Genomic DNA, 26,014 nt, shown 5'->3' with positions numbered 1-26,014 from the left:
TCAATAGACCTGTTCCTTGTAGAGGAAGCCGAAGCTAAGCTCGCGGTCCGATGGCTGCTGCCCGTGCAAGGCGTCCAGCCATTCCTCGAGGCATTCGTACCCTTCCGGATCCCGCTCCCAGGCTTCGATCGCTTGGCGATAAATCCGTATGGCCGTCAGGTTGTACGACTCCGGCTTAAGCAGCGTCTCGATGTACAAGCTGTCCACCCTCGCGTTCAAAAGCTCCGGTAGCGCCTCCAGCAGGGCGATATCGTCGGCGCTCATCACATGGGTGCCGTTCTCGTCCTCGTAGACCGGAAGCTTCTCCTCCGGACGTTCCGCCTCGACCAGGAAGCGGCCGCGATCGGGGCCTTGCTCGACAAGCCGGGCTTCCCGTCCCAGATGATCCATATAGCTCTGGAGCAGATTGCGCTGGGAGTGGTAGATGTTCGTCATCCCGTGGACCTGCACTTGAATCTCCATGCCGGACCGTCCCTTCAGATCCAGGATCTCTTCTTCGTTGAGCTCTCTCGCCAGCACGGAACGTACGGCGCCTCTCCGTCCCCAGTACGCGGACGTTGCCGAATTCGTGCCGGTCATCTCCGCGTTCCAATGCAGGGGAAGCTCCGGAGCGGCCTCCCTGACGTTCAGAAGAACGGCGGGATCGCCGAAGACGACCGCGTCCGCCTTCGCCTCCGCCAGCCGCTTCAGATAGCCCGGCAGCGCCGGAAGCTCCGAGTTGCGGAAGAGCTTGTTCACGGAGACGTACGCTTTGGCGCCGGCCCGATGGGCCCGGTCTATCGCTTCGGCGATCCGGTCCTCCGGAATGTTCCCGGGCAGCCTCATTCCGAAGCGCGCTTCGCCGATAAGCACGGCATTCGCTCCCGCTTCGATATATCGTTCCATCTGTTCGATCGAGCCGGCGGCGGCCAGCAATTCCGTTCTCATAGCGATAATCGTCCCTTCTCTAATCATGACGACCCGGCGACCGCTCCCGACGACTCCTGCTGGAGGTAGGAAGAACGATCGCCGGGCCGCCGGAGCAAACCTTATTTTTTCGCGTTTTGCTCGCTTGTTTGAATATTCTTCTGGTGCTGTTTATAGGTCACGGCGAAGAGATGCTTGTTCGAGCCGTCCTTCTTCGTGACGTAGTACAGGTAATCCGATTCTTCCGGATAGAGGACCGCCTGAATCGACTTGAGGCTCGGGCTGGCGATCGGTCCGGGCGGCAAGCCCGGATTCTGATAGGTGTTGTAAGGGCTGTCCACCTTCAAATCGTCCGTGCTCAGCTTCTCCTTCTGCTTGTCGAGCAGATACTGGATCGTCGCGTCGATCTGCAGAGGCATCTTCTTGTCGAGCCGATTCTTGATGATGCCGGCGACGATCGGACGCTCCTCGTCGAGAACGACCTCGCGCTCTACGAGAGACGCCATCGTCAGCAGCTCGTGAACGGTCATTCCGCGCTCCTCGAGCACCGTCTGCCAATCCTCCGGCAGGCTGTCGAGCTTGCGATCCAGCTCCGAGGCCATCCGGTTGACGACGTCGGCCGGCGTAGAGCCTTGCTTCATCTCGTACGTCTCCGGGAACAGATAGCCTTCGAGCGGATAACGAAGATCCGAATCGTCCGGAATCTGCTTCGTCCACGTCGAACCCGTTACGGCTTGCGGATTCCGCACCGCTTCCAGGAAGGCCGCCTTGTCCACGTAACCCGCTTCGGAGAGCCGATCCGCCATTTGAACGACGGTGAAGCCTTCGGGAATCGTGAACTTGATCGTTGCGGCGGCGACCGTATCGCCCGCGTTCAGCTTCGCGATGATCTGCTCGCGCGTAATGCCCGGATTCATCTCGTAGTCCCCCGCCTGGAAGCGGGAGCCTTCGTTTTTATATTTAAGCCACATGCTGAATAGGAAAGAGTTCTTGATAAGACCTTGTTCCTTAAGCTCTTCGGCTACCTCGTTCGCGCTCATCCCCTTCGCGATCGTAACCTTCACGGGAATATCGGAAGCGGATGGCGTCCGGAAGCCGTTCCATAAGTAGAACAGGCCGGAGCATACCGCGATCAGCACGAGTCCGAACGCGATAAAGAACGACCAAAGCAAAGGCCTGGCCTTCTTCCTTCTCTTCCCTCCGGATCCCGTCTTAGCTCCCGTCTCCTTCTGCGCGGAAGCGGATGGCGCGTCGTCGGCCTTCGGCTTCTTCCCCCTCGACGCTTCCTCCTCCGCGTTCAAGAACTCGCGCGGATACCCGACATCCGGACGATTCGGCTCGGCGTTCGATAGGGGTGCCGCCCGCTGCGTATCGGTTGTCGCAGGTTCCTCGTGGGACGGCGTCCCCCTGCGCAGCTCGGAGCGATTCCATTCCCCCCGGACCGGCTTCGTATCTTCGTCGTGTTCCGTTTTCTCTTCTTGTCGATCAGAGTAGACCGATCTCCAGCCTTCCGGAGCTCCGTCGTGCTCTTTGCTCATTCCCTTCCCTCCTGCCGATTCTATCAAGCCAGCATGCTTGCCCGTCCGCTTCCGTTAGCGCGCGAGACTTATCGCAAGTCTGCGTGCACGGGTCATCGAAATCTCCCCATGCGGTCAGCGATTACCCGATGAAGTCATTCCGGGCGATGCTTACTCAAGCAAAAGAGCGGTCGCCCGCTCTTCTACGATCCTGACTTGCCGCTGCTTTCTCAAGCCGAGTATGAGGACCGGCCGCCGCGGAGCCGCTTACGGACGATCGTCGCTGCCGAACTGGAGATCGTCGTAAGCTTCCGAGACGTTCTCCCACTCTTCGTCGTCCTCGACGGATTCCAGCTGCGGGGCGTTCGCGCCGTCATAAACGACGCGGAAAATCTCGATGTCCCCGTCCTTGCGCATGGCGTCGGACTGCAGCACGGCATAGCTCCGTCCTTCGACCTGAAGCTCGGCCAGAAGCGTCCAGAGAACGGATGCGCCGTCCTCTCCCTCCAGCTCTATCGTACGGCCGAACAATTCCTTAAGCGAGGGAGTTCCTCCGCTTGCCGAATTCGCTTCGCTCATCCCTTGCCCTCCATCCGCTCCGGCGGGTCGTTATTTATCGTCTTCATCCGCGCCGAACTCGGCCGTCAGCGTGTTGAACGTTTCTTCGACCATATCCCACTCTTCCTCGTCTTCGATCGGGAACAGCTGGATTTCGTCGTTCTCTTCCTCGTAACGGAAGGCAAGAACCTCTTGCTCTTCATCCTCGTCGTCGGCGGGGACGATCATCATGTACTTGCGGTTCGTCCCGTCGTCCGGCTCGAACTTCATAATGACTTCGAAAGCCTCGTCGTTGCCGTCCTCGTCCGGGATATAAATGATTTCCGCTTCTTCCTCGCGGTTGATCTCTGCCATTCGTCTCTCACCTCGTCTTGGAGTCTAAATAGTTCTGCAACAGCAGCGCCGCCGCCATCTTGTCGACGACCTGCTTGCGCTTCGCCCGGCTGACGTCCGCTTCCAGCAGCGTCCGCTGAGCGGCGACGGTCGTGAGCCGCTCATCCCACATGTGTACGGCAATATCTAGCGTCTGCCTCAATTCTTCCGCGAATGCCTGGCAAATCTCTCCTCGCGGACCAATCGTTCCGTTCATGTTCTTCGGCAATCCGACGACGATCGATTCGACCTCGTGCTCGCGGACGAGCTCGCGAATCCGTTCGAGATAATCGCCTTCCGTCTTCCTGACGATAACCTCCACGCCCTGCGCGGTCCAGCCGAACGCGTCGCTGACGGCTACCCCTATCCGCTTGTCCCCGTAATCCAATCCCATGATTCTTGGCATTATCGGTTCTTCTCCAGATAGAAGCGGACCAGCTCTTCGATCAGCTCGTCGCGTTCTTTCTTCCGAATCAGGCTCCGCGCGTTCTTGTGGCGGGGGATGTAGGCCGGATCACCGGAGAGAAGATAGCCTACGATCTGGTTGATGGGATGGTACTCCTTCTCCACCAACGCGTCGTACACAGACAGAAAGATATCTTTGGAAGATACCTCTTCAGGGTCAGGAACGACGTCGAATTTCACCGTCTGATCCATGTAATTCTTGTCCGATGAGCTCATCTCCAGCACCTCGCTTTCTCGATACAATCCATCATAACACATTCTCGGACGGACAGGAAATGGAAGCGCGTCAGCGACCTTAGTCCCATGCCGAAAACGCCTTCGGAGACCCTCCTACGGACGATTGGAAGCTCCCGCCAAGCAAAAGCTCCTTCTGCGCCCGATGACGCCGAAGGAGCTTTGCGTTCGCGATTAAAGATTAGCCCTTCAATTGACCCAATACGAGGGAAGACGCCGCTTCAAGCGCTTCCTGCAGCTTGGACGGGTCCTTGCCGCCCGCTTGCGCGAGCTCCGGCTTGCCGCCGCCGCCTCCGCCGCAGATCGCCGCCAGCTCCTTGATCAGCTTGCCCGCGTGCAGGCCCTTGCCGATCAGGTCCGGCGTCACCGCGACGACGAGCTGCACCTTGTCTCCGTCGACCGCGCCCAGCGCGAGCACCGCGGAGCCCAGCTTCGCCTTAAGCTCGTCCGCCACGCCGCGGAGCGCGTCCATGCCGGACGCGTTCACTTGAGCCGCCAGCAGCGTGACGCCGCCGACTTCCTTCGCGGAGCTCGCGAGGTCGGCCGCTTCCAGGCGGCTCAGCTTGCCCTGCAGGGATTCGGCGTCGCGCTGCGCTTGCCGCAGCTCGGCTTGCAGCGCCTCGACGCGCTTCGGCACGTCGGCCACGCCGCTCTTGAGCAAGGCCGCCGCGCCGCGCAGAAGGCCGAGCTGGTCGTCCAGGTAGGCGTAAGCGTGGCGCCCGGTGACCGCTTCGATCCGGCGAACGCCGGAGCCGATGCCGCTCTCGCTCACGAGCTTGAACAGGCCGATCTGCGACGTGTTCTTGACGTGGCAGCCGCCGCACAGCTCGAGACTGTAGTCGCCGACGCGGACGACGCGGACGATGTCGCCGTACTTCTCGCCGAACAGCGCCATCGCGCCCATCGCCTTCGCTTCCGCGATCGGCTTCAGGCCGATGTCGAGCTCCGTGCCGATCCAGATCTGCTCGTTGACGCGGCGCTCGACGTCCGCGAGCTCTTCCGCCGTGATCGCGCCGAAGTGCGAGAAGTCGAAGCGCAGACGCTCCGGCTCGACGAGCGAGCCCGCCTGGTTGACGTGCTGGCCGAGAACTTCCTTCAGCGCCTTGTGCAGAAGGTGCGTCGCCGTATGGTTGCGGACGATGTCGCCGCGGTCCGCCGCGTTGACGCTGGCGGTAACGACGTCGCCGACCTTCAGCGTCCCGGACGTCACCGTCACGTGGTGGACCGGCTGGCCGAGCGGCGCCTTGCTCATGCCGTTCACGGCCGCGGTCGCGCCGCCGGCGCCTGCCAGCACGCCGGTGTCGCTCACTTGGCCGCCGCTCTCGGCGTAGAACGGCGTGCGGTCCAGAATGACCGCCACGCTCTCGTCCGTGCCGGCGGCATCGACGAAGCTGTCGCCGGATACGATGGCGACGACGCGCGCTTCGGCGACGAGGCTGTCATAGCCGACGAATTCGCTCTTCTCGGTCAGCTCGGAGAGCGCGCCGCCTTGCACCTTCATGCTGTCCGTCTCTTGGCGGGCGGAACGGGCGCGTTCGCGCTGCTCTTCCATCGAAGCGTCGAAGCCTTCGCGATCGACCGTCATGCCCTGCTCGGCCGCGTAGTCCTCCGTCAGGTCGAACGGGAAGCCGTACGTGTCGTACAGCTTGAACGCATCCGGACCGGAGATTCGGCCGACGCCTTGCGCTCTCGCCTTGCCGACAAGATCGGCGAGGATGGACAGGCCGTCGCTCAGCGTCTCGTGAAACCGCTCTTCCTCGGTGCGGATGACCTTCTCGATGAATTCGCGCTTCTCGACGACTTCCGCGTAGTGCGAGCCCATGATGTCGCCGACGGTCGGAGTGAGCTCCCACAGGAACGGACGGTCGATGCCGATGACCTTGCCGTAACGGACGGCGCGGCGCAGCAGGCGGCGGATAATGTAGCCGCGGCCTTCGTTCGAAGGAAGCACGCCGTCGCCGACGGCGAACGCTACCGTGCGGATGTGGTCGGCGATGACCTTCAGCGCCACGTCATGCTCGGCATTGTCCTTGTACTCGATTCCGGCGATGCGGGCCGCATGGCCGATGATCGGCTGGAACAGGTCCGTGTCGAAGTTGGAATCGACGTCCTGGACGATCGACGCGAAGCGCTCGAGGCCGGCGCCGGTGTCGATGTTCTTGTTCGGCAGCGGCGTATAGCTGCCGTCCTTGTTGTGGTTGAATTGCGAGAACACGAGGTTCCACACCTCGAGGAAGCGCTCGTTCTCGCCGCCCGGCGTGCAATCGGGATCGGACAGGTCGCCGTACTTCTCGCCGCGGTCGTAGAAGATCTCGGTGCAAGGGCCGCAAGGACCTTCGCCGATATCCCAGAAGTTGTCCTCCAGCTTCACGATGCGCTCCGCCGGAATGCCGATCTTCTCGTTCCAGAGGCGGAACGCCTCTTCGTCCTCGGGGTGAATCGTGACCGACAGCTTCTCCGGCTCGAAGCCGATCCATTCCGGACCGGTCAGGAACTCCCATGCCCAGGTAATCGCTTCTTCCTTGAAGTAGTCGCCGATCGAGAAGTTGCCCAGCATCTCGAAGAACGTATGGTGGCGGCGGGTCTTGCCGACGTTCTCGATGTCGTTCGTGCGGATGCACTTCTGCGAGTTCGTGATGCGCGGGTTCTCCGGCTTCACGCGTCCGTCGAAATAAGGCTTAAGCGGAGCCATTCCCGCGTTGATCCAGAGCAGTGACGGGTCGTTGTGCGGCACGAGCGAGGCGCTCGGCTCGACGTGATGGTTCTTGCTGGCGAAGAATTGCAGCCATTTCTCGCGGATCTCCGCGGCTTTCATCGGTTTCACTGCGAAACAACCTCCTATTTTCGAATAAAGTGGACGACCGGTACCTTCCTAACCCCCCGAACAAATAAAAAACGCCCCTGAAAATCAGGGACGAATCGTTCGCGGTACCACCCTGGTTATCGCCTCGCGTTCAAGCGCGGCAATCGCCTTAGAAGGGCGTTAACGGGCCCAACCGTCGATGTATCGAGCTCCAAGACCGGCTTCCGTCGTTCTTCGCATCGAAGTTCTCTCAGCCAAGTATTTCCGCCGGAGTCCACATCCGTGAACGACTAAGGAAATACGTAGGAATCTTCTCTCTGGCCATGCGGGCTGCGACGTACTCTTGTCTTGTCAGCGCTTTGATAACTATGAGCAATCTTAATTGATTATAGTCAAGCCGTTTCCCTACTGTCAAACGGTTTTTCGCCTTACGTAATAGGCGAACAGATGCTGCACGACGACCTTCATCGCCGCATAGAACGGCACCGCCAGCAGCAGGCCGACGATGCCCGCGAGCTCGCCGCCTACGAGCAGGACGAAAATAATCGTAAGAGGATGCACGTGCATCGTCCGTCCGACGACCTGCGGGCTGATGACGTTGCTCTCGAGGAACTGGCACGCCGTATTGACGATCGCCACGAGCAGCGCCATTTTCCAAGAGATCGTCATCGCCATGACCAGCGCCGGCAGGGCTCCGAAGTAAGGACCCAGGTACGGGATAATATCGAACAGCGCGACGAAAAACGCCATAAGCAGCGGATAAGGCATGCCGATGATGAGATACCCTATGTACGCCAGAACCCCGATGCACACCGACACGAGCAGCTGCCCGCGAATGTAGCTCCCGAGCGCCTCGTCGATCTCCTTCAGCATTCGGGACATCCCTTGCCGCTTGTCCCTCGGCACGTACCGGAAGACGGTCCGCTCGATGACCTGCATGTCTTTAAGAATGTAGAACGCCAGAAAAGGAACGATCATCGCCAGGAACAAGACGTTGATCACGGCTCCGATATTGTTCGTGAAAGCCGCCATGCGGTCGGCGATCTTCTTCTCGACGCCCGATATCGCCCGGTCGATGCCTTTGCGGACGCTCTCCGGAAACGATTCGTTGTTGTTGAAGTGATCGATCATGCTCTGGGCCTTCATCGTCAGCTCGGGAACGTGCTCGTTGAGCTCGCGAACCTGTCCCGCGAACATCGGCGTCACGTTGACGAAGATGACCGCGCAGCTGAACACGAAGATCGCGTAGATGAGCAGAACGGCGGCCGTCCTCGGTACCTTGCGCTCGCTAAGGAGACTGACCACCGGGTTGAGCACGTAAGCGATAATCATGGCGACGAGGAACGGAGCCAGCACGGCTTTGAGAAAATCGTAGACGGCGGCGAGCAGCGGACGGACGAGTATAAGCATATAGAGAGCAAGAAGCGCCAGGATCGCAAGAACGAGCACCGCGAACAGCCGGCTTTGGGTTAACCGGTTCAACGTGTCCACCCCGAATCGTTCGGCCGCCGTTCAAGGCCTTTTTGCTACTCAGTATATGTACTTGTCCGCGCCCGTAAACCTCCCGGAGACAAAAACGGGGACGTCAGCCGCTGACCGGCTTCGCCCCCGTTCGTGTTGCGATTGATACGATTGTCAAGCTTGCAAGCCGTTCGCTTGAACCTGGCTCGGAATCGATTCGCTGAAGAACAAATCGTCCAAGGAGCTTAGCGTTCCGTCCTCTTCCACTTGATAGACCGACATTTTATCTCCGTTCACCGTTAATTCGATAAAGCAGCTCCAGCAATAAAACTGGTGGGAACCGATCTTGCCGATATCCTTGGAGTTGCAGTTCGGGCATCTCATCATCTTATCACCTAATCTTTCCGTATTAGGGATCCCTCTCCAAGATCCGCTCGCAGGAAGCAGGAACCAGGATGGCGTCTTCGCCCAGAGTCACGCCCTCGGGCCCTTCCGGAAGCAGCAGCTTCCGCCGGCCCTCGAACACATCCGCGAGAAATCCGTCCGTCAATTCGTAACCTATTATTTGTGTACCCTCGGTCTTGGGAAAATAAACATCCGACACTCTGCCGAGTTCTTGTCCATCTTCCGTGAATACGGGCAGCTCCTTCAGTTGCACAACGCCGGTATGGAAGGAGCGCAGCAGCTCGTTCGCTCTTATGGTTATAATCGCTTGCCGGTCGCGGATGATCACGGCGTCGGAGCCGCACTTCGTCACATCCGGCCACCGCACGATTCTTACGGCTCTTCGGAACCAAACCTGAGAGTCAAGCACGATGCAGGAGATCTGCCAGAATTCGTCGAAACCGACATCCCGGACTCGCCCGGCCTTCTTGCCGTTAGCCAGAAACACGGGCAATCCGATCAGTTGCTGCACGTTTCTTATGGTTGGACACCCCGCACTTCGAGGCGCTTGTTATCTATTACGCAAACGCTTCGTAATGGTTGCAATGATTTTTGCGGTTTTTTCCGCTTCCGCTGTATTATTGCCCATTCCGAAGCTAAATCGGATCGCCGATTGATAAAAATGAGTCTCAAGTCCCATGGCGATCAGAACGTGGGAGGGCTGCAGCGAACCCGCCGTGCACGCCGATCCCGCCGACGCCGCTACCCCGGACAGATCGAGATTCATCAGCATCGTCTCGTTCGAGATTCCGGGGAAGCTCACGTTCAAGATATGGGGAAGACGGCGCTTCGGATCGATCGCTCCGTTGATCCGAACGGCGTCCTCACCGAGCTGTTCGGTCAGATCGGCCAGCAGCTTCGCCCGGACCTCCTCCGCCTCCCGTCTCCGTTCCTCGATGGAGGAATGGGCGAGCTCGGCAGCCTTCGCGAAGGCGGCGATGCCGGCGACATTCTCGGTACCCGCGCGGCGGCTTTTCTCCTGCGATCCGCCCCGCGCGGTCGGCTCGTAAGGAGTCCCCTTGCGCACGTAAAGGACGCCTACCCCTTGAGGACCGCCGATCTTATGCGCGGACAGGCTGAGCAGGTCGACCGGAAGCTGGCGCAGATCGAAGCGTTCGTATCCGAACGCTTGAACGGCATCCGAGTGCATGACGGCGCCGCGCTCTCTCGCGAGAGCGCCGATCTCGGCGATCGGCTGCAGCGTGCCGACCTCGTTGTTGCCGTACATGACGCTGACGACGGCGACGTCGTCTCCGATAGCCTCTTCGGCTGCGGACAGCCGGACGCGCCCAGTCTCGTCCACGGGCAGCACGGTAAGCTTGAAGCCTTCGGCCTCAAGCTTATGGCACGCGTGCAGGACCGCGTGATGCTCGATCGCGGTCGTGACGATCCGATCCCTCCCCGTCTTCAGGCGCTGCGCGTGCGCGGCTCCGTAGAGAGCGGCGTTGTCGCTCTCGGTACCGCCGCCGGTGAAGACGATCTCGCCGGGATCGCAATTCAATATTCTCGCGAGAGTATCCCGCGACGCGGTGAGGCCGGACCTCGCCGAGCGGCCTCCGGCATGAAGGCTCGATGGGTTGCCCGGTCCTTTGGAGGCCGCGTCCACATAGGCCTCGATCGCCTCCCGACGCATCGGAGTCGTCGCGGCATGATCGAAATAAATAATGGACATCTTGCTTCGCTTCTTTCTTCGAATGCAGCCGCCGGCATCCGGGGCTGTTTAAATAACATTGTTTTAAATGTAGAACATGTAGCTGTCTTGCGTTTCCTCTTCCTTGAAGTTGATCAGGTCGAACAGCGTCGTGGAATCCATGACGTTCGCGATGCTGTCGCGAATGCGCAGCCACAGATCCCGCTTCGCCGGATCGTCTTCTTCCGTAAAATCGACAGGGCTGATCGGCCCCTCGAGAATGCGGATCACGTCGCCCGCCGTGATGCCTTCCGGCTCCTTCGACAGGATATAGCCGCCGTACGCCCCGCGAATGCTCTTCACCAGGCCGGCGTTGCGCAAAGGCGCGATCAACTGCTCCAAATAATGCTCGGAGAGCCCGTTCTTCTCCGCGATGCTCTTCAGGGAGATCGGACCCTCGCCGAATTTGGCCGCCAGCTCCATCATGATCGTCAAGCCGTAACGGCCCTTCGTCGAAATCTTCATAACTCTCGCACCTCATCTCGTCAACTGCGATTTCATCTCTTGCCATTTTATTTGCGCTTATGCGGAATCGTTCGTCATGTATGCCAAAGGGACAGTATCCCCATATCAGATATATGTTATCATAACATTAAGCATTGTGGGCAGAAAAAGACAAGGTATTCATGTCAATTGCATTACAAATCGATTTCTGCCCATATCCGGCGCCAATAAGCGCGCCAGATGAGAACAACGCCGGATTATGCTACAATGTAGGGTACCCGAGAGGCCTGTCCCCGGGTTTTACGGTTCAAGGAGATGATCTTCCAATGAATAATCGTTTCGCCGATCCTTCGCAAACGAGGGTCGTCGTCGGAATGTCCGGCGGCGTCGATTCCTCCGTGACGGCGCTTCTGCTTAAGCGGCAAGGCTTCGACGTCATCGGCGTGTTTATGAAGAACTGGGACGATACCGACGAATTCGGCGTCTGCACCGCCGACCAGGACGCCGAAGACGTGCGCCGCGTCTGCGATCAGATCGGAATCCCTTATTATACAGTCAACTTCGAGGCCGAATATTACGACAAGGTATTCGAATATTTCCTCGAAGAGTATCGCCAAGGAAGAACCCCGAATCCGGACGTCATGTGCAACCGGGAGATCAAGTTCGGGGAATTCCTGCAGAAGGCGCTGGACCTTGGCGCCGACGTCATCGCGACCGGCCATTACGCGCGCGTCGAGCTGATAGACGGCGAGTACAGTCTGCTGCGCGGAGTCGACGGCAATAAGGATCAAACTTACTTCCTGCACGCTCTCAATCAAGAGCAGCTGTCGAAGGCCCTGTTCCCGATCGGCCACCTGCCCAAGCCGGAGGTTCGCCGCATCGCGGAGGAAGCGGGCCTCTACACCGCCAAGAAGAAGGACAGCACCGGCATCTGCTTTATCGGCGAGCGGAACTTCAAGGAGTTCCTCGGCAACTACTTGCCGGCCAAGCCCGGCGACATGGTCGACATTCGAACGAACGAGATCAAAGGCCGGCACGACGGCCTTATGTATTACACCCTCGGCCAGCGCCAAGGCCTCGGCATCGGCGGCTCCGGCACGGGAGAGCCGTGGTTCGTGGCGGCCAAGGACCTGGAGAACAACATTCTCTACGTCGTGCAAGGAGACGCTCATCCGAGCCTCTATTCGGAAGGACTTACGGCCGGATCGGTCAATTGGATCAGCCCCGACAAGCCGGAGCAAGGACAGCCGCTTCGCTGCGTCGCGAAGTTCCGTTACCGCCAGCCCGATCAAGGAGTCACCCTTTATCCGGAAGCGGACGGCAAGACCTTCAAGGTCGTCTTCGATGCTCCGCAGAAGGCGATCACCCCGGGCCAGGCCGTCGTCTTCTATGACGGCGACGTTTGCCTCGGCGGAGGCACCATCGAACGGGTTCATCAAGCCGCCGCCGCCGAAGCCCGTTTCTGATTCCGCTCACTTCTCGCCGAATCGCCCCGCTGCGAATCCGCAGCGGGGCGATTCTTGTTCGATCGAGCGCAGCAAAAAACCTCCGGCTAGATGCGGAGGTCTCTTGCCCGATTCGCAAGGAAGGCGCGGGCCTTCCCCTTGCGAATCTTCTCCGAATAAAAACGGCCTCCTCCGTCCGCAAAGACTTCGTAGCCGTTTTTATTTTAGCGCTCTTTCGTGATATGCGATAAGTCTTCGCTTAAAGCGAGACTTACAGTTTCACCACGTTGGATGCTTGCGGTCCGCGGTTGCCTTGAGTGATTTCGAACTCAACCGCTTGACCTTCTTCCAAGGTCTTGAAGCCTTCGCCTTGGATAGCAGAGAAGTGAACGAATACGTCGTTGCCGTCCTCTACGGAGATAAAGCCGTAGCCTTTCTCTGCGTTAAACCACTTAACTGTTCCTCTCAAATGAAAAACCTCCTAAAATCTCGCCGTCGGTCGGCGAATGAGATTATTATAACTGATTCATTGTCAAGACGCAATATGTGAACGTTTTGTTCCACGTTGTGTTTTGGCATGTCGCCAGAGACAAGAAATCGGCTCTGCATGGGGAAAAACAGCGCTTTCTCGGATTTTTTCGCACCTACTCCCAGACACCTAATTTCTCCCAATATAATTCCTATTATTGGATAAATAAGCTTATGTAAACAGGCATTTGGACTCTAGCGGGAAGCGCTCCTCCTCCCGGAGCTCGTTCGTTTGATTTCTCGGCCCATCTCTTCTATGATTAAGGCATGCAAAAACGCCTAAACGGAGGCATCGATTCCATGTTCGCCAAACACGTCATTTATAAGCACGACAATTACAACATGCTCACCGTCGAGATCCAAGGGAAGACGATCGTCGTCCGCGAGATTTCCGACCAATGGGGAGAGGAATGCCACAAGTTCCTCAGCCGCCCCGAGCTGATGAACTGGGCCGAGAAGCGATTCGAAGCGAAGGATTTTCCCGGCGGGGAAGCTCAGCTTCAAGAGACGCTGCAAGCGCTCCGTTCCATCTAAACGCGTTGAAACGCAGGAGGTCAGCAGCCGCTTGAAAGACAATCCGACTCTTATTTTCGCCCTGGCCGCGTTCGTTCTCGCCGCCGTGATCATCTGGCAGCGCGACAACATTCCGCAGAAGCTCAAGCGGGGAATGGCGATCGTCTCTCTTTTCCTCGTTGCCTTCGCCTTTTTCCTGATCGTTTACACCGTCTTTACGGCAGGCGGCTGATCTAAAGGTTTAAGCGCGGCAAGCCAATCGGAATCCCCTTATATTTGCAGACCGCCTGGACATACTAGAACGGCATCCACCCTTTTCCAGTAACGGGAGGTCCGTTCATGAAGCCGTATGTCCTGTCGTCCGCCGCCGTTCTGGCGGCTTTGTCTTTATGGTGCACCGCCGCGGAGCCGAGCTTGAAGGCAGCGCCGCAGTTTATGCGCGCCGCCCACGCGAAGCCCCGCGATTCTATAATTCAGAGGAGGTCATCTGACATGAACCAACTACCTAAACGCAGCGAGACGGACGCCGCCTTCCATTGGCGCCTGGAGGATTTGTACGCCAGCCAAGCCGATTGGGACGGCGAGTACGAGAAGGCGCGCAAGCAGATCGGAGAAGTCGCGGCATTCGAGGGGCGATTGAACGATGTCGCCTCCATCAACCGCTGCTTCGAGCTCGAGGACGAACTGTCCTTGCTCGCGGAACGCCTGTACGTCTATGCCAACATGCACCACCACGAGGACATGGCCGAAGGCAAATACCAGGCGCTCGCCGAGAAGACGAAGCGGCTCAGCGTCGAAGTGAACGAAGCGCTCTCTTTCATTACTCCCGAGATTCTCTCTCTCAGCGAAGAAGATCTGAAGAAGCTCATCGCGGATCCTTCCTTGAAGCCTACATACAAACGCACTCTCGAAGAGATGCTGCGCCAGAAGCCGCACGTCCTGTCCAAGAACGAGGAGTCGCTGCTCGCCCAAGTGGGCAACGTCTCCCAAGCGCCGAGCACGATCTTCGGCATGCTGAACAACGCGGACCTGAAGTTCCCGAAGGTCAAGAATGAGAAAGGCGAAGAGGTCGAGCTCACCCACGGCCGGTACATTCAGTTCCTGGAGAGCCGCAACCCGGAGGTCCGCCGCGACGCTTTCAAGGCGGTATACGAGACCTACGGCAAGCTGCGCAACACTCTCGCCGCCACTCTTAACGCCAACGTGAACAAGAACATTTTCTACGCGCATGCCCGCAGCTACCCGTCCGCCCTCGAGATGTCGCTTTTCGGCGACAACATCCCGCAGAGCGTCTACGACAATCTGATCTCCACCATTCACGACCACCTGCCGCTGATGCACCGGTACATGGCCCTGCGCAAAAAGCTGCTCAAAGTCGATGAATTGCACATGTACGACTTGTTCGCGCCGCTCGTCGACGATTTCGATATGGAGATCACGTACGATCAAGCCAAAAAGACGGTATACGACAGCTTGTCTCCGCTCGGGGAAGAGTATCGCACCGTACTGAAGCAAAGCTTCGGCGACGGCTGGATCGACGTGTACGAGAACGAAGGCAAACGCAGCGGCGCCTACAGTTGGGGAGCCTACGGCACGCATCCGTACGTGCTGCTCAACCACAAGGATAACCTGAACAGCATGTTCACGCTCACGCACGAGATGGGCCATGCCATGCATTCCTACTATTCGGACGAGGGCAACGAGTATCGCGACGCCCAGTATCCGATCTTCCTCGCCGAGGTCGCTTCCACGCTGAACGAAGCGCTTCTGATGGATTATTTATTGAACAAGTCGACCGATCCGAAGGAGAAAATGTACCTGCTCACCTATTACGCGGATCAATTCCGGACGACGGTGTTCCGCCAGACGATGTTCGCGGAGTTCGAGAAGATCGTTCACGCGCGCACGGAGAGCGGCGAATCGCTGACTCCGGCGGATCTGTGCGAGATTTACTACGACCTGAACAAGAAGTATTACGGGGACGGCATGGTCGTCGACAAGGACATCGAGATGGAATGGGCTCGCATCCCCCACTTCTACACCAGCTTCTACGTGTACAAATACGCGACGGGCTTCTCGGCCGCGACGAGCTTCGCGAAGCAGATCCTCGAAGAAGGCCAGCCGGCGGTCGACCGCTATCTCGGCTTCCTGAAGAGCGGCGGCAGCGACTATCCGATCCAAATCCTCAAGAGAGCGGGCGTCGATATGTCCACCCCGGAACCGATCGCCCAAGCGATGAGCGTATTCGAAGATCTGATCGAGCAGATGGAGAAGCTGACGGCGGATCGGGCATAACTTTAGCGAAAAAACTCCGTCATCTCTGCCCCGGAGGCAGAAGATGGCGGAGTTTTTTCGCCTTTTCCCCCTCTTGCGCACGCGGTCGGTATTCAATTGGATACCTTTTTGCAATTTCCCGGCAAGGTTTGGCAGGATTCGACTTCTGCGTCGCGAATATACGGGAGGAAGGTTTCAGGACCAAAGGAGTGCATGGGGGTTGCTCAAAACGGATTTGTCCTCGGATCAGCTGTTATCGATTATTTTCGATTACATGGCAAAGATCTCGAGCGAGACGTCATTGGATCGGGTGCTCGTCCTAATGGCGAATATGGGTAGAGAAATGATCGTCGCGGACCGCTGCACCGTCTGGCTGATCGACGAAGTGAACCAAGAGCTCTTTACGACGGTCGCCCACGGCGTGAAGGAAATTCGGATTCCCGTGGGAAGCGGCGTCGTCGGGCATGCCATCGCGACGGGAGAACCGATCATAATCGAGGATGCCTACGCGGACCCGAGGCATAATTCCGATAACGACAAGAAGTCCGGCTACGTGACGAAATCGATGATCACGATTCCTTTTCGCAACAACGACGGCAACATCATCGGAGCGTATCAGGCGATCAACAAGCTGACCGCCGCCGAAACGTTCACGACCAAGGACATGGAGCTCCTGTCTCTCGCCGCTTCGTACGCGGGCAAATCGCTCGAATCGGTCATGCTTCATCAGGAGATCATCGACACGCAGCGGGAGATCATCTCGACGATGGGCGAGATCGGCGAGCTTCGTTCCAAGGAAACCGGCAATCACGTCCGGCGCGTGGCCGAATATTCCTACGCGCTGGCGCTTGGGCTCGGAATGTCCGAGAGGGAAGCGGACGTGCTCCGGACCGTCTCCCCCATGCACGACATCGGCAAGGTCGCCATCCCCGATTCGGTGCTGAACAAGCCCGGCAAGCTGACGGACGAAGAGTACGACACGATCAAGTCCCACACCAAGATCGGCCACCAGCTCCTTCGCGGCTCCCGGCGAGAGCTGCTGCTCGCGGCTTCCATCGTGGCGGAGCAGCATCACGAGAAATGGGACGGCAGCGGCTACCCGAAGGGGCTTCGAGGCGAAGAGATCCATATCTACGGCCGCATCACGGCCGTCGCGGACGTGTTCGACGCCCTTAGCGCCGAGCGGGTCTACAAGCCGGCGTGGCCTCTGGACAGAATCGAGAAGCTGTTCCGCGAAGAGCGCGGGCGGCATTTCGATCCGGCGATCGTAGACGTGTTCTTCGATCTCTTGCCGCAGCTGGTCGAGATCCGGGATCGGCTCTCGGATGATATCTAAAGCTGCATACAGCGGATTGATCGTTCCTTCCTTGCGGACGCGGGGCCGGGACGATCTTTTTTGTGCTGGAGATGAATGTTTGCCGGCCTGGCTATGTTAAAATAAGGTGTTCCCCTAATTTGGCATTAGGTACGAGTTATCGAATCTTTCGGAGGTAGAGGCAAATGAGCGTACAACAACAGCAGTTGGATCAATATGCGGAGCTGATCGTCAAAATCGGAGTCAAGCTTCAAAAAGGCCAGAAGCTGGTCATCAACGCCACGACCGAAGCGGCCGAGTTCGTTCGCACGATCGTGAGGAAAGGATATGAAGCAGGCGCATTGCTGGTCAAGGTGAACTGGACCGACGACGTCGTCTCCCGCCTTCGCTACGACTTGGCGCCGGACGAGTCCTTCTTCGACGAGCCGAAGTGGTACGCGGCGGAGATGGAGGAGCTTGCCGAGAACAACTTCGCTCTCGTCAGCGTGGTCTCTTCGGATCCCGATCTGCTTAAGGGCGTCGCGCACGAGAGGATCGTAAACTTCCAGAAGACCTACGGCAAGACGCTGGCGAAGTTCCGTCAATACACGATGTCCAACAAGTTCAGCTGGTGCGTCGTCGCCGCCCCTTCGAAGGCTTGGGCCGCGAAGGTGTTCCCGGACGTTCCGGAAGCGGAGCAGGTCGACAAGCTGTGGGAAGCGATCCTGTCCACCGTCCGCGTCGACCAAGAGGATCCGCTCGCCGCTTGGGAAGAGCATATCCGCAAGCTGAACGAGAAGTCCGATTACTTGAACAAGACCCAGTTCAAGAAGCTGCACTACGTCGCTCCGGGCACGGATCTTACGATCGAGCTGCCGGAAGGCCATCTGTGGCTCGCCGCGGACAGCGACAACGAAGCCGGCGTTCCCTTCGTCGCCAACCTGCCGACCGAAGAGGTATTCACCGCTCCGCTAGCCACGGGCGTAAACGGCTACGTCTCCAGCACGAAGCCGCTCAGCTACGGCGGCAACCTGATCGACAACTTCAAGCTGACGTTCGAGAACGGACGCATCGTGGACGTGCAGGCAGAGCAAGGAGAAGAAACGCTGAAGAACCTCGTCGAGATGGACGAAGGCTCTCACTACCTGGGAGAAGTGGCGCTCGTTCCTCATTTCTCGCCGATCTCCCAGTCCGGCATCCTTTATTACAACACGCTGTTCGACGAGAACGCCTCGAACCATCTGGCGATCGGCAGCGCGTACGCCTTCAATCTGCAAGGCGGCACGAAGATGTCCCCAGAGGAGCTGAAGGAGAAGGGCCTCAACCACAGCATGACGCACGTCGACTTCATGATCGGCTCCGACAAGATGGACATCTACGGCGTTACCGTGGACGGCCAAGAGATCCAAATTTTCCGCAAAGGCGACTGGGCGATCTAATCGGCTTTCAGTCTCTCGCTGGAATATACGGAGAAAGAAGCTCCCTCCAGACGGCCAGCCGGTCTTCCAGGCCGCGAAACTTGGGCGTCGGCACCGGGCTGGAAGAAGGCAAGCGGATGACGGTCCGGCTCCTCAGCTCCGGAGCGTCTCCGTATTGCTTCAGCAGCTCCGAATGGGACTTGGTGCCGTTGCAGGCGATAACCCGGATGCCCGGATATCGGCGAAGCAGGCCGGGAACCTCATTCGGCACCGCGTTGCGGATGTCGCTGTCCAGGCTCCCCGGCCTCTCGCACGCTTCGATAACGTCCCACATAGCGATCCCGTGACGCCTGGCGAAAGCCAGGCGTTCTTCATAGCTAGCTTCCGCCGCTCGATCCGCCCCCTCGCCTAACAACTCGTACAGGATCCGCCAGAAAAAATTGCGAGGGTTGCCGTAGTATTGGCTCAGCTCCAAGGAGCGGACTCCTGGCATGCTTCCCAGAATCAGCAAGCGGGACTGCTCGTCCGCGAACGGCGGGAACGAATGGACTAGCGCAGCTTCTCTTGGCGCTTCTCTCGAGGCTTCATTCGGGGTCTCTCGCGGAGCTTCTCGCGAAACCTCCCGCATGGTTTCTCGTTTGGTAATTGGCAGGATATCGGAAGGAGCATCAGGCGGGACATGATCCATGTGTCGTAACCTCCTCCTAAAAATTTTTTGAATGGCTTCATTATCCCACTCCCCCTTCTTTATTAGCAAACTCTTCGGGGGCGGCGCCCGGGTAAACTTCTCTTTTGCCTCAAACAGTGCCTTATCCCTTCGGCTCAGTTCTTCCCGTCCCTCTCCTCTATGAGCGGATGGGATAAGGCACTGTTTGGAATGAGACAACTATGCGCACCATGAGCGGATGGGATAAGACACTGTTTGGAATGAGACAACTATGCGCACCATGAACGGATGGGATAAGGCACTGTTTGGAGAGAGACAACAATCCGCACCATGAGCAAATGGGATAAGGCACCGTTTGAGAGAGAGAACAATGGGCACCATGAGCGAATGGGATAAGGCACTGTTTGGAGAAAACAGATGTGTTAGTCCAAACAGAACAACGGCAGCCCAGGACATATTTTTGTCCCAAAGCTGCCGTTGTTTTTCCCGATTATCCCTTAACGCTGCCCGCCGTCAATCCTTCGATGATCTTGCGCTGAAGAAACGCGTACATGACGAGAACCGGAACGACGCTGAATACGATGCCCGTGCATACGAGAGCGTAGTTCGTCTGGAACGCGTCGCGGAATTGCACCATTCCCGAAGGAAGCGTGCGGAGAGCATCCTTGCTGATAAAGAAGAACGACAGCAAGTATTCGTTCCAATTCCCCAAGAAATTGACGATGAATACGGTGACGAGCGCCGGAACGGTGAGCGGCAGGATGATTTGGACAAACATCCGGAACACGCCCATTCCGTCCACGACCGCGGCTTCTTCAAGCTCGTGGGGGATCGCCTTCATGAAGGCCGAGACGAGCAGAACGCTGAAGGGAAGAGCGCCGGCCGTGTAAGGAAGGAACAGCGACCAGTGAGTATCCAGGATGCCCAACTTCTGCACGAGCAGATACTGCGCGATGAAGAGCACGTTGCCCGGAATGAGCATCCCGATCAGCACGAATTGGTAGATCCAGTTGCTCGTCCGGCGGAACTTCATTCGGGTGATCGCGAACGCGGTCGCCGCGGCGAGCAGAACCCCTGCCGCAGCAGCCGTGAACGCCAAGTACAGGCTGTTGAAGAAATAGACGTTGATCTTCGCTTTGACCCAAGCTTCCTTGTAGTTGCCGAATTCCCACGACTTCGGCAGGCCGAACGGATGAGTCGCGATCTCCAGATTGTTCGCCTTGAAGGAGGAGAACAGGATGAACACGAACGGAACGAGGATGACGACCACGTAGACGAGCATGACGAGATGAGGAACGGATTTTCGCAGGTTGATCGCCATCAGTATTCCACCTTTTCCTGTCTTCTGACGATAAGAATCTGATAGAGAGCCGTCAGAATGAGCGCGAATATGAAAATGATGATGGACAATGCGGTACCGTAGCCGTAATCGCCGAACTTGATGGCCTTGTTTACCATGTAGGATGCCATCACGTCCGTCGCTCCGGCAGGCCCTCCGTCCGTCATGACGAGGACGATGTCGACGACCCGAAGCGCTCCGGCAATCGAGAGCATAATGACCACGTTGATGATCGGCTTGATGAGCGGCACGGTCAAGTACCAGGCGCGCTGCACTCCCGTCGCCCCGTCGATCATCGCCGCTTCGTCGATGTCCCTCGGAATGGCCAGAATAGCGGCCAAAATAAGAACGATATAGAAGCCCATCCATTGCCAAGCGTTCGTGATCAGAATGGACACGAGCGCCCACTTCGTGTCGGCCAGGAAATAAATCGGGTCCATACCGAATGTTTTCAGGATATTGTTGATGAGACCGACGTCGGGATCGTAAATGTAGCCCCACAGGATCCCGATGACCGAGGTCGACAGGATCGACGGCATGAAGACGGTCGTCTTGTAGAAGCCTTGGAATCTCTTTACGCCGCTGATCAGCAAGGAGAAAACGACGATTAGCGGAACCTGCACGCAGCAAGAGAAAAGCAGGATGTACAAGTTATTCAGGATCGAATTGCGGAAATCCTCGTCCTTAAACGCGTTCGCGAAATTATCGAAGCCAATATAGTCCTTCGTGTCGAGACCGTTCCAATTCGTAAATCCGTAGTAGACCGAGGTCAGCATGGGATAGATAAAGAAGAGGAAATATAACGCGATCGTTGGGACGACGAAAATAAAGTAGACATAGGGATTTTTCAACGTTGTTCTCATAGTTCCTCCCCCGCCGTCATCGGTAATGGGCGATTCCCTTCTTAAGAGGAGAAGCACCCCCGCGCTTGGGCGGGCGGTGCCTCCGCTCATCTGATTTGGCTAGATAACGCGCTTCATTCTGCTTACTTCGCGGCGGCCGCGTTCTCCGCGTCTTGCACCTTCTGGATCGCGTCGCCGACCTCTTGCGGAGTCGCCTTGCCGGCGATCAGCTTCTGCAGCTGGGTTTCGGTCTCGGTGTAAACCTTCGAGGTCACGATCGAGTCGAAGTGCGGGAAGCTGGCTCCGGCGCCGTTCAGAACGTCAAGCACTTGCTTCACGATCGGATCGGTTACTTGGGAAGCGTCCGTCAGCTTCATCGAAGGCAGAACGCCGTCCTCGAGCAAGCCTCTCAACTGCATTTCGTCGCTGTACATGTTCTTGATGAACGCCTTGACGGCCTTCTTCTCGTTCTCGTTCAGGTCGGCGGAGAAGCCGTAGCCTTCGCCGTAGTTCGCGTTGACGGACGTTTGGTCGCCCTTGCCGTTAGGAACAGCCGGAAGGTTCACGAAAGCCACCTTGCCGGCGACGGCAGCGCCGATCGCGTCGTTCTTGAAGGCGGAAGAGCGCCACGAGCCGTCGAACATCATGCCGGCCTTGCCCGCGACGAAATCGTTCAACATGTCGGCGTATTCCTTGCCCAGCTCGCCCTTCGTGAAGTAGCCCGCCTTCTCCCAATCCGCGAACAGCTGGTAAGCCGCGACGACGTCGGGGGAGTTCCACTTGGTATCGCCGGTGATAAAGCCGGCGTTCGCCCCTTCCCCGGCGATGCGGCCGATCAAGGTGTTGACGAGCATGTTCGGCACCCAAGCTCCCTTGGAGCCTACCGCGAACGGCGTAATGTTGTTCTGCTTCAGCGTATCCGCCGCTTTGATCAGATCGTCCCAGGTGGTCGGAGGGTTCAGGTTGTACTTCGCGAACAGCTCTGTATTGTAGAAGATGCCTTCGGTGTTGCCGCCGATCGGCAAACCGTAAACTTTGCCGTCCACGGAGAACGGCTCGAGCACGTTCAGGAACTTGTCCTTGAGGCCGAGCTCATCGATGATCGGAGTCAGGTCCAGCATGCGGCCGGCTTTGGCATACTTCTGCGTGTCGCCTGCCCCGCCGAAAACGGAGAAAATTTTAGGAGGGTTGCCCGCGGCCATCTCCGCAGGGAGCTTCGTGAAGCGGTTAACGCTGTCTTCGACCGGGTCCAGCTCGATCTTAAGCCCAGGAACTTCGGCTTCGGTCTTCTTCACAACGTCGTCGAGAATCGCCTTGCGGAATTTCTGGGCATCTCCGATCTGGATGTGGCGAAGGGAGACGGTAAAATTCTCGACCTTCTCCGGGGATGCCGATTCCGAAGCCGGTGCGGATTCGGAAGCCGACGGGCTCGGACTCGGGCTCGAGCTCTCGCTGGCGGACGGGGACGCCGTATTGTTGTTCTCGTTGTTGCCGCAAGCGGCGAGGAACGCGGACATAGCGACCGATAAGGCCAGGACGGAAACCAGTTTCTTTTGCACTCGTAAGACCCTCCTATAAGTTTATTGTTCGTTGCTTACATCCCTATTGTAAGGCGTAAACGACTAGTCGTAAGGGCCTCATTCCCCTAAAACAGGGATACAATTATCTTGAAAAAAAGAAAAGGACGCCCCATTCCCAAATGTCTGAAAATGGAGCATCCGTATGCGGATAATAGTCCGTATTCTTAATCCTTCGACAGCGAGACTTTGGCGCTTCCCACGTTCTCTTCGTTCCAGGTCAGCGTCAGTTCGTCCCCGTCGGCTACCTGGCCGACTCCGGCAGGCGTTCCGGTAAACAGCAGGTCTCCCGCTCCGATTCCGTAGTTAGCCGCAACGAAATCGGCCAGTTGCCGAATATCGAACACCATGTCCCGGACGTTGCCGCGTTGAACTTCCTTGCCATTGATGTCCAAGGCGAATGGCTTCTCCGCGATGATCCCGGTTCCCGGGTAAGCTTTCCATTCCCCGAGACCGGCGGAATTGCGGAAGCCTTTGGCAGGCAGCCAAGGATAGCCCTTCGATTTAATGACGTCCTGAACGTCCCGAAGCGTGAAATCAAGCCCGACCGTAAAATGGGACACGGCTTCGTCTAACGGATCGCCGGGTTTGTACGGCTTGGAGAACAGCAGCACGAGCTCCGCTTCGTAATGAACCGAGCCCTGCGTGCCCGGAAGCTCCACCTGCCTCTCCCAAGCTACGGCCGCATGAGTCGGCTTGGTGAAAATCATCGGCTTCTCCGGAACGGCATTGCCCAGCTCGGCGGCATGGAGTCGATAGTTGCGTCCTACGCAGTAAATATTGCGAATCTCGGGGATATTCATGTTGATTGCCTTCCTTCCTGTACGGCGATCGCCCAGCGATCGGGATAATTGGTGCAAATTTGGAGCGGTTGTTTCCATTCTACGAGCCGGGATAGCTCCCAGGGCTCGTTTACGGTCCAAGCCATCACTTCGATTCCGGCTTCGACCGCTTCCTTCAGACTTTCCTCCTTGAGGGCGGACTGCTCGATAGAGAGAAACGTGGCCCCTATTCGGCGCAATTGGTCGATCATCTTCCGGCTCAGCTTCTTCTTCGTGATCCATCCGACCCGCAGCTCCGGAGCCGCCTTCTTGGAAGCGACGAGAAGCGACTGCTCGAAGGACGTAATCGTCGTATCCGGCTCCAGCCGGAAGCGACGGACGACCTCGGCAACCTTGCCGGCGAGCAGCTGCTCGTCGTTGTTGCCTTCCTTCAGTTCGATATTGAGCTTGCATTTGCCGCCGGCAAGGGTTAGGACCTGTTCAAGAGTCGGTACGGGCTCCCCCGCGAAAGAGGGATGGAACCAGCCGCCCGCATCCAACCGGCCTAGCTCCGCGGCCGTATAATCGCGAACGAGACCCTTCCCGTTCGTCGTCCGCTTCAGCTTGGCGTCATGGATGACAACGGGGATGCCGTCCTTGCTCAGATGCACGTCCATCTCAATCGTATGTACGGAAGCTTCGCTGACGGCTATGCGAAATGCCGCCAGCGTATTTTCGGGGGCGTTGCCGGACCACCCCCGGTGCGCGACGCACGGATGCAGCCGCGCCCGCTCGCTCGATTCCATGAATCCACTCCCTTTCTTGGTAGACCGTTACGGAGATGAAGCCCCTTCGCCCGGGACGATGCTACCATCCGATTTCACCGCTACGCCATAAGGAGCAGAGAGCTCCGACAGCTTGCTCAGCAGAGCCGCTCCCTCTTCCGCATCCATGGGAGCCGGTTGAGCATAAGCGGACAGCATCGGGTTAAATTTCATGCTGCATTCCCCTTGCTTGGTGCAAGCCGCTTCGAGAACCCCCGTTTCTTGCGTGAGACGGTCTCCCGCGGAAGTAAAGACGAAGTTGCCGAGACTGTATGCGATCCACTTGCCTTTATAACGTTCGAAGCCTTGCAGCACGTGCGGGTGGCTTCCGATCACCAAATCCGCCCCCGCGTCGATGAACGTATGACCGACCGTGGTCTGCTTCTCGATCGGCTGCTGAACCTTTTCTTTCCCCCAGTGCACCATGACGACGACAATGTCGGCCAGCTCCTTGGCGTCCTTGATCGCCTGTACCGCCCGGGTCGTATCGTAGGTCTCCGCAACCCCGGGATGATTTTTGTCCGCCTTCCATTCCGTAACGGGTACGACGTTCGTCACTCCGATATAGGCGACGCGAATGCCGTTATGCTCCCGAAAAGCGGCCGTATAGGCCTCCGTAGCATCGTTGCCAGAACCGACATGATCGATTCCCGTATCGTCCAGATAGTCCATCGTGTCGCTTAAGCCTTCCCAGCCTTGATCCAGCGTATGATTGTTCGCGAGCGTCAGCACGTCGATTCCGGCGTTCTTGATTCCTTGCAGCGACTCCGGCTTCCCCTTGAACACGTACGTTTTGTCCTCGGCAGGAGTCCCCCGTTCCGTGATCGGATTCTCCAAGTTCCCCGCCGTAATATCGGCAGCCTGCAGCAGGCTGGAAGCTTTGAGAAAAGGATAATCGACGCCGTTCTTCGTTATGTATTCTTCTACGCGAGCCGCCAAAAGAATATCCCCGACGAAAGCGAGGTTCACCGCCTGGCTGTCCCCGTTGCTCGAAGTATCCGCTGGGAGCTCGCCTGAAGATTCTTCCGACGCTTCTTCCGAAGGCGCTTCGACTCCACCGGCCGCGCTGTCGTCCGGCTCCTCGCCGGCGGTCGGCAATGGCTCCTGATCTTGATCCTGTCCCTGTGCCGGAGCAGTCTGCGGAGCCGATTCGACGGGAGCTTGCGAAGCCTGATCCCCGTCCGAACCGTCCATAAGTTCATAAACGACGAGAGCTCCTACCCCAAGGACCACCGCCAACAGCATGAAGTTCACGTAGAAAAGAATGCGGGCGCGCCTTCGGGTTTTCCGGCGGCTTTGTGTACGGGAATAAGTCATTTTACGCGCGGTCCTCCCTATCCGTTTCCTGCCCGTAATTATAGCATAAGCTGGCTGCCAACACATTCCGGAAATGTCGAAAGACCGTTTCTTCGGATGACAGAATCCGATGCGAAACGGCCTTTTCTAACCTTTTTATATCTCTTTTTTGATTCTCTTTCTTTTAAACGAGACGACGAAAATCGAAGCAGCGATCCGAACGCCGATCATGACGAGAGTCTCGACGAATGCTTTGCTGCTTCTCAGGGGAGCTCCGCACTCGGATTGCGTTGTACGTACTGAACGGTCTCGGGTTCCTTTTGTCGCCCTGCGTTCGAGCTC

Annotated in this window: 26 protein-coding genes; 6 read left to right on the top strand and 20 right to left on the bottom strand. The window is 57.8% G+C overall.

Going from position 1 to position 26,014, the window contains the following annotated elements; genetic code table 11:
- The 12 genes from H7B67_RS18515 to cymR form a co-directional block, all read right to left on the bottom strand.
- A complete protein-coding gene (locus H7B67_RS18515) occupies positions 1 to 933 on the bottom strand; it encodes a U32 family peptidase (RefSeq protein WP_185121658.1) in 933 nt (310 codons plus the stop codon).
- Positions 934 to 1,028: 95 nt separating this feature from the next.
- Complete coding sequence (mltG, locus tag H7B67_RS18510; RefSeq protein WP_185121350.1) at positions 1,029 to 2,444, bottom strand: endolytic transglycosylase MltG; 1,416 nt, start codon at positions 2,442 to 2,444, stop codon at positions 1,029 to 1,031.
- Positions 2,445 to 2,690: 246 nt separating this feature from the next.
- On the bottom strand, positions 2,691 to 3,002 hold the full coding sequence (locus H7B67_RS18505) for a DUF1292 domain-containing protein (protein ID WP_185121349.1): 312 nt from the start codon (positions 3,000 to 3,002) through the stop codon (positions 2,691 to 2,693).
- Positions 3,003 to 3,032: 30 nt separating this feature from the next.
- The gene (locus tag H7B67_RS18500) at positions 3,033 to 3,335 is read right to left on the bottom strand and encodes a DUF1292 domain-containing protein (RefSeq protein WP_185121348.1); all 303 of its coding nucleotides are present in this window, start codon (positions 3,333 to 3,335) and stop codon (positions 3,033 to 3,035) included.
- Positions 3,336 to 3,342: 7 nt separating this feature from the next.
- Positions 3,343 to 3,759 (bottom strand): Holliday junction resolvase RuvX, encoded by a 417-nt coding sequence (ruvX, locus tag H7B67_RS18495; RefSeq protein WP_185121347.1) that lies wholly within the window; start codon positions 3,757 to 3,759, stop codon positions 3,343 to 3,345.
- Positions 3,759 to 4,034 carry an IreB family regulatory phosphoprotein gene (locus tag H7B67_RS18490; RefSeq protein WP_185121346.1) on the bottom strand — a complete coding sequence of 92 codons (276 nt, stop codon included), beginning with the start codon at positions 4,032 to 4,034 and terminating at the stop codon, positions 3,759 to 3,761. Before H7B67_RS18490 ends, ruvX begins: the two co-directional genes overlap by 1 nt.
- Positions 4,035 to 4,233: 199 nt before the next feature.
- On the bottom strand, positions 4,234 to 6,867 hold the full coding sequence (alaS, locus tag H7B67_RS18485; RefSeq protein ID WP_221468830.1) for an alanine--tRNA ligase: 2,634 nt from the start codon (positions 6,865 to 6,867) through the stop codon (positions 4,234 to 4,236).
- Positions 6,868 to 7,266: 399 nt separating this feature from the next.
- Positions 7,267 to 8,337, bottom strand: coding sequence for an AI-2E family transporter (locus H7B67_RS18480; protein WP_185121344.1), 1,071 nt, complete (start codon positions 8,335 to 8,337; stop codon positions 7,267 to 7,269).
- Between the two features lie 153 nt (positions 8,338 to 8,490).
- On the bottom strand, positions 8,491 to 8,703 hold the full coding sequence (locus H7B67_RS18475) for a hypothetical protein (protein ID WP_185121343.1): 213 nt from the start codon (positions 8,701 to 8,703) through the stop codon (positions 8,491 to 8,493).
- Between the two features lie 22 nt (positions 8,704 to 8,725).
- On the bottom strand, positions 8,726 to 9,232 hold the full coding sequence (locus H7B67_RS18470) for a PRC-barrel domain-containing protein (protein WP_342592472.1): 507 nt from the start codon (positions 9,230 to 9,232) through the stop codon (positions 8,726 to 8,728).
- 39 nt (positions 9,233 to 9,271) lie between these two features.
- Positions 9,272 to 10,432, bottom strand: a complete 1,161-nt coding sequence (locus H7B67_RS18465) for a cysteine desulfurase family protein (RefSeq protein WP_185121342.1) — start codon at positions 10,430 to 10,432, stop codon at positions 9,272 to 9,274.
- Between the two features lie 63 nt (positions 10,433 to 10,495).
- Positions 10,496 to 10,915, bottom strand: coding sequence for a cysteine metabolism transcriptional regulator CymR (gene cymR, locus H7B67_RS18460; protein WP_185121341.1), 420 nt, complete (start codon positions 10,913 to 10,915; stop codon positions 10,496 to 10,498).
- Positions 10,916 to 11,220: 305 nt separating this feature from the next.
- Between cymR and mnmA the strand changes: the two genes are divergently transcribed.
- The gene (gene mnmA, locus H7B67_RS18455; RefSeq protein WP_185121340.1) at positions 11,221 to 12,360 is read left to right on the top strand and encodes a tRNA 2-thiouridine(34) synthase MnmA; all 1,140 of its coding nucleotides are present in this window, start codon (positions 11,221 to 11,223) and stop codon (positions 12,358 to 12,360) included.
- Positions 12,361 to 12,610: 250 nt separating this feature from the next.
- Here the strand turns inward: mnmA and H7B67_RS18450 are convergent, their stop codons facing one another.
- The gene (locus tag H7B67_RS18450) at positions 12,611 to 12,808 is read right to left on the bottom strand and encodes a cold shock domain-containing protein (RefSeq protein WP_080840638.1); all 198 of its coding nucleotides are present in this window, start codon (positions 12,806 to 12,808) and stop codon (positions 12,611 to 12,613) included.
- A gap of 359 nt (positions 12,809 to 13,167) precedes the next feature.
- Between H7B67_RS18450 and H7B67_RS18445 the strand changes: the two genes are divergently transcribed.
- The 5 genes from H7B67_RS18445 to H7B67_RS18425 all read left to right on the top strand — a co-directional run bounded on the left by H7B67_RS18445 (position 13,168) and on the right by H7B67_RS18425 (position 18,387).
- The gene (locus H7B67_RS18445; protein ID WP_185121339.1) at positions 13,168 to 13,401 is read left to right on the top strand and encodes a hypothetical protein; all 234 of its coding nucleotides are present in this window, start codon (positions 13,168 to 13,170) and stop codon (positions 13,399 to 13,401) included.
- A gap of 31 nt (positions 13,402 to 13,432) precedes the next feature.
- Complete coding sequence (locus H7B67_RS18440; RefSeq protein ID WP_185121338.1) at positions 13,433 to 13,612, top strand: hypothetical protein; 180 nt, start codon at positions 13,433 to 13,435, stop codon at positions 13,610 to 13,612.
- Positions 13,613 to 13,872: 260 nt separating this feature from the next.
- The gene (pepF, locus tag H7B67_RS18435; protein ID WP_185121656.1) at positions 13,873 to 15,675 is read left to right on the top strand and encodes an oligoendopeptidase F; all 1,803 of its coding nucleotides are present in this window, start codon (positions 13,873 to 13,875) and stop codon (positions 15,673 to 15,675) included.
- Positions 15,676 to 15,874: 199 nt separating this feature from the next.
- Positions 15,875 to 16,990 carry an HD domain-containing phosphohydrolase gene (locus H7B67_RS18430; RefSeq protein WP_245363484.1) on the top strand — a complete coding sequence of 372 codons (1,116 nt, stop codon included), beginning with the start codon at positions 15,875 to 15,877 and terminating at the stop codon, positions 16,988 to 16,990.
- Between the two features lie 164 nt (positions 16,991 to 17,154).
- Entirely contained in the window at positions 17,155 to 18,387 is a 1,233-nt protein-coding gene (locus H7B67_RS18425) for an aminopeptidase (protein ID WP_185121336.1), read from the top strand.
- Between the two features lie 7 nt (positions 18,388 to 18,394).
- Here H7B67_RS18425 and H7B67_RS18420 read toward each other — a convergent pair whose 3' ends face one another.
- The 7 genes from H7B67_RS18420 to H7B67_RS18390 form a co-directional block, all read right to left on the bottom strand.
- Entirely contained in the window at positions 18,395 to 19,054 is a 660-nt protein-coding gene (locus tag H7B67_RS18420) for a DNA-deoxyinosine glycosylase (RefSeq protein WP_245363486.1), read from the bottom strand.
- A 469-nt stretch (positions 19,055 to 19,523) separates the two neighbouring features.
- The gene (locus tag H7B67_RS18415; RefSeq protein WP_185121335.1) at positions 19,524 to 20,354 is read right to left on the bottom strand and encodes a carbohydrate ABC transporter permease; all 831 of its coding nucleotides are present in this window, start codon (positions 20,352 to 20,354) and stop codon (positions 19,524 to 19,526) included.
- Entirely contained in the window at positions 20,354 to 21,235 is an 882-nt protein-coding gene (locus tag H7B67_RS18410; protein ID WP_185121334.1) for a carbohydrate ABC transporter permease, read from the bottom strand. The genes H7B67_RS18415 and H7B67_RS18410 overlap by 1 nt, the downstream gene beginning before the upstream one ends.
- 122 nt (positions 21,236 to 21,357) lie before the next feature.
- Positions 21,358 to 22,773 (bottom strand): extracellular solute-binding protein, encoded by a 1,416-nt coding sequence (locus H7B67_RS18405; protein ID WP_185121333.1) that lies wholly within the window; start codon positions 22,771 to 22,773, stop codon positions 21,358 to 21,360.
- Positions 22,774 to 22,958: 185 nt separating this feature from the next.
- Positions 22,959 to 23,594: a fumarylacetoacetate hydrolase family protein gene (locus H7B67_RS18400; protein ID WP_185121332.1), complete on the bottom strand. Its 636-nt coding sequence runs from the start codon at positions 23,592 to 23,594 to the stop codon at positions 22,959 to 22,961.
- Positions 23,591 to 24,358, bottom strand: coding sequence for a glycerophosphodiester phosphodiesterase (locus H7B67_RS18395; RefSeq protein ID WP_185121331.1), 768 nt, complete (start codon positions 24,356 to 24,358; stop codon positions 23,591 to 23,593). Before H7B67_RS18395 ends, H7B67_RS18400 begins: the two co-directional genes overlap by 4 nt.
- Before the next feature lie 27 nt (positions 24,359 to 24,385).
- The gene (locus H7B67_RS18390; protein WP_185121330.1) at positions 24,386 to 25,693 is read right to left on the bottom strand and encodes a CapA family protein; all 1,308 of its coding nucleotides are present in this window, start codon (positions 25,691 to 25,693) and stop codon (positions 24,386 to 24,388) included.
- Between the last annotated feature and the right edge of the window lie 321 nt (positions 25,694 to 26,014).

It is taken from the genome of Cohnella thailandensis, from assembly GCF_014212135.1.
Lineage (GTDB): Bacteria > Bacillota > Bacilli > Paenibacillales > Paenibacillaceae > Cohnella > Cohnella thailandensis.
The sequence above is the reverse complement of the archived record's forward strand: the minus strand, read 5'-3'. Positions and strand labels throughout refer to the sequence as shown.

Excerpts from the sequence above, each read along its gene's own strand:
- ruvX (WP_185121347.1), bottom strand. The coding sequence starts at position 3,759 with ATGCCAAGAATCATGGGATTGGATTACGGGGACAAGCGGATAGGGGTA.
- cymR (WP_185121341.1), bottom strand. The coding sequence starts at position 10,915 with ATGAAGATTTCGACGAAGGGCCGTTACGGCTTGACGATCATGATGGAG.
- mltG (WP_185121350.1), bottom strand. The coding sequence starts at position 2,444 with ATGAGCAAAGAGCACGACGGAGCTCCGGAAGGCTGGAGATCGGTCTAC.
- pepF (WP_185121656.1), top strand. The coding sequence starts at position 13,873 with ATGAACCAACTACCTAAACGCAGCGAGACGGACGCCGCCTTCCATTGG.
- H7B67_RS18410 (WP_185121334.1), bottom strand. The coding sequence starts at position 21,235 with ATGAGAACAACGTTGAAAAATCCCTATGTCTACTTTATTTTCGTCGTC.
- mnmA (WP_185121340.1), top strand. The coding sequence starts at position 11,221 with ATGAATAATCGTTTCGCCGATCCTTCGCAAACGAGGGTCGTCGTCGGA.
- H7B67_RS18490 (WP_185121346.1), bottom strand. The coding sequence starts at position 4,034 with ATGAGCTCATCGGACAAGAATTACATGGATCAGACGGTGAAATTCGAC.
- H7B67_RS18415 (WP_185121335.1), bottom strand. The coding sequence starts at position 20,354 with ATGGCGATCAACCTGCGAAAATCCGTTCCTCATCTCGTCATGCTCGTC.
- H7B67_RS18465 (WP_185121342.1), bottom strand. The coding sequence starts at position 10,432 with ATGTCCATTATTTATTTCGATCATGCCGCGACGACTCCGATGCGTCGG.
- H7B67_RS18395 (WP_185121331.1), bottom strand. The coding sequence starts at position 24,358 with ATGGAATCGAGCGAGCGGGCGCGGCTGCATCCGTGCGTCGCGCACCGG.
- H7B67_RS18400 (WP_185121332.1), bottom strand. The coding sequence starts at position 23,594 with ATGAATATCCCCGAGATTCGCAATATTTACTGCGTAGGACGCAACTAT.
- H7B67_RS18505 (WP_185121349.1), bottom strand. The coding sequence starts at position 3,002 with ATGAGCGAAGCGAATTCGGCAAGCGGAGGAACTCCCTCGCTTAAGGAA.
- H7B67_RS18500 (WP_185121348.1), bottom strand. The coding sequence starts at position 3,335 with ATGGCAGAGATCAACCGCGAGGAAGAAGCGGAAATCATTTATATCCCG.
- H7B67_RS18475 (WP_185121343.1), bottom strand. The coding sequence starts at position 8,703 with ATGATGAGATGCCCGAACTGCAACTCCAAGGATATCGGCAAGATCGGT.
- H7B67_RS18425 (WP_185121336.1), top strand. The coding sequence starts at position 17,155 with ATGAGCGTACAACAACAGCAGTTGGATCAATATGCGGAGCTGATCGTC.
- alaS (WP_221468830.1), bottom strand. The coding sequence starts at position 6,867 with ATGAAAGCCGCGGAGATCCGCGAGAAATGGCTGCAATTCTTCGCCAGC.
- H7B67_RS18445 (WP_185121339.1), top strand. The coding sequence starts at position 13,168 with ATGTTCGCCAAACACGTCATTTATAAGCACGACAATTACAACATGCTC.
- H7B67_RS18420 (WP_245363486.1), bottom strand. The coding sequence starts at position 19,054 with ATGGATCATGTCCCGCCTGATGCTCCTTCCGATATCCTGCCAATTACC.
- H7B67_RS18390 (WP_185121330.1), bottom strand. The coding sequence starts at position 25,693 with ATGACTTATTCCCGTACACAAAGCCGCCGGAAAACCCGAAGGCGCGCC.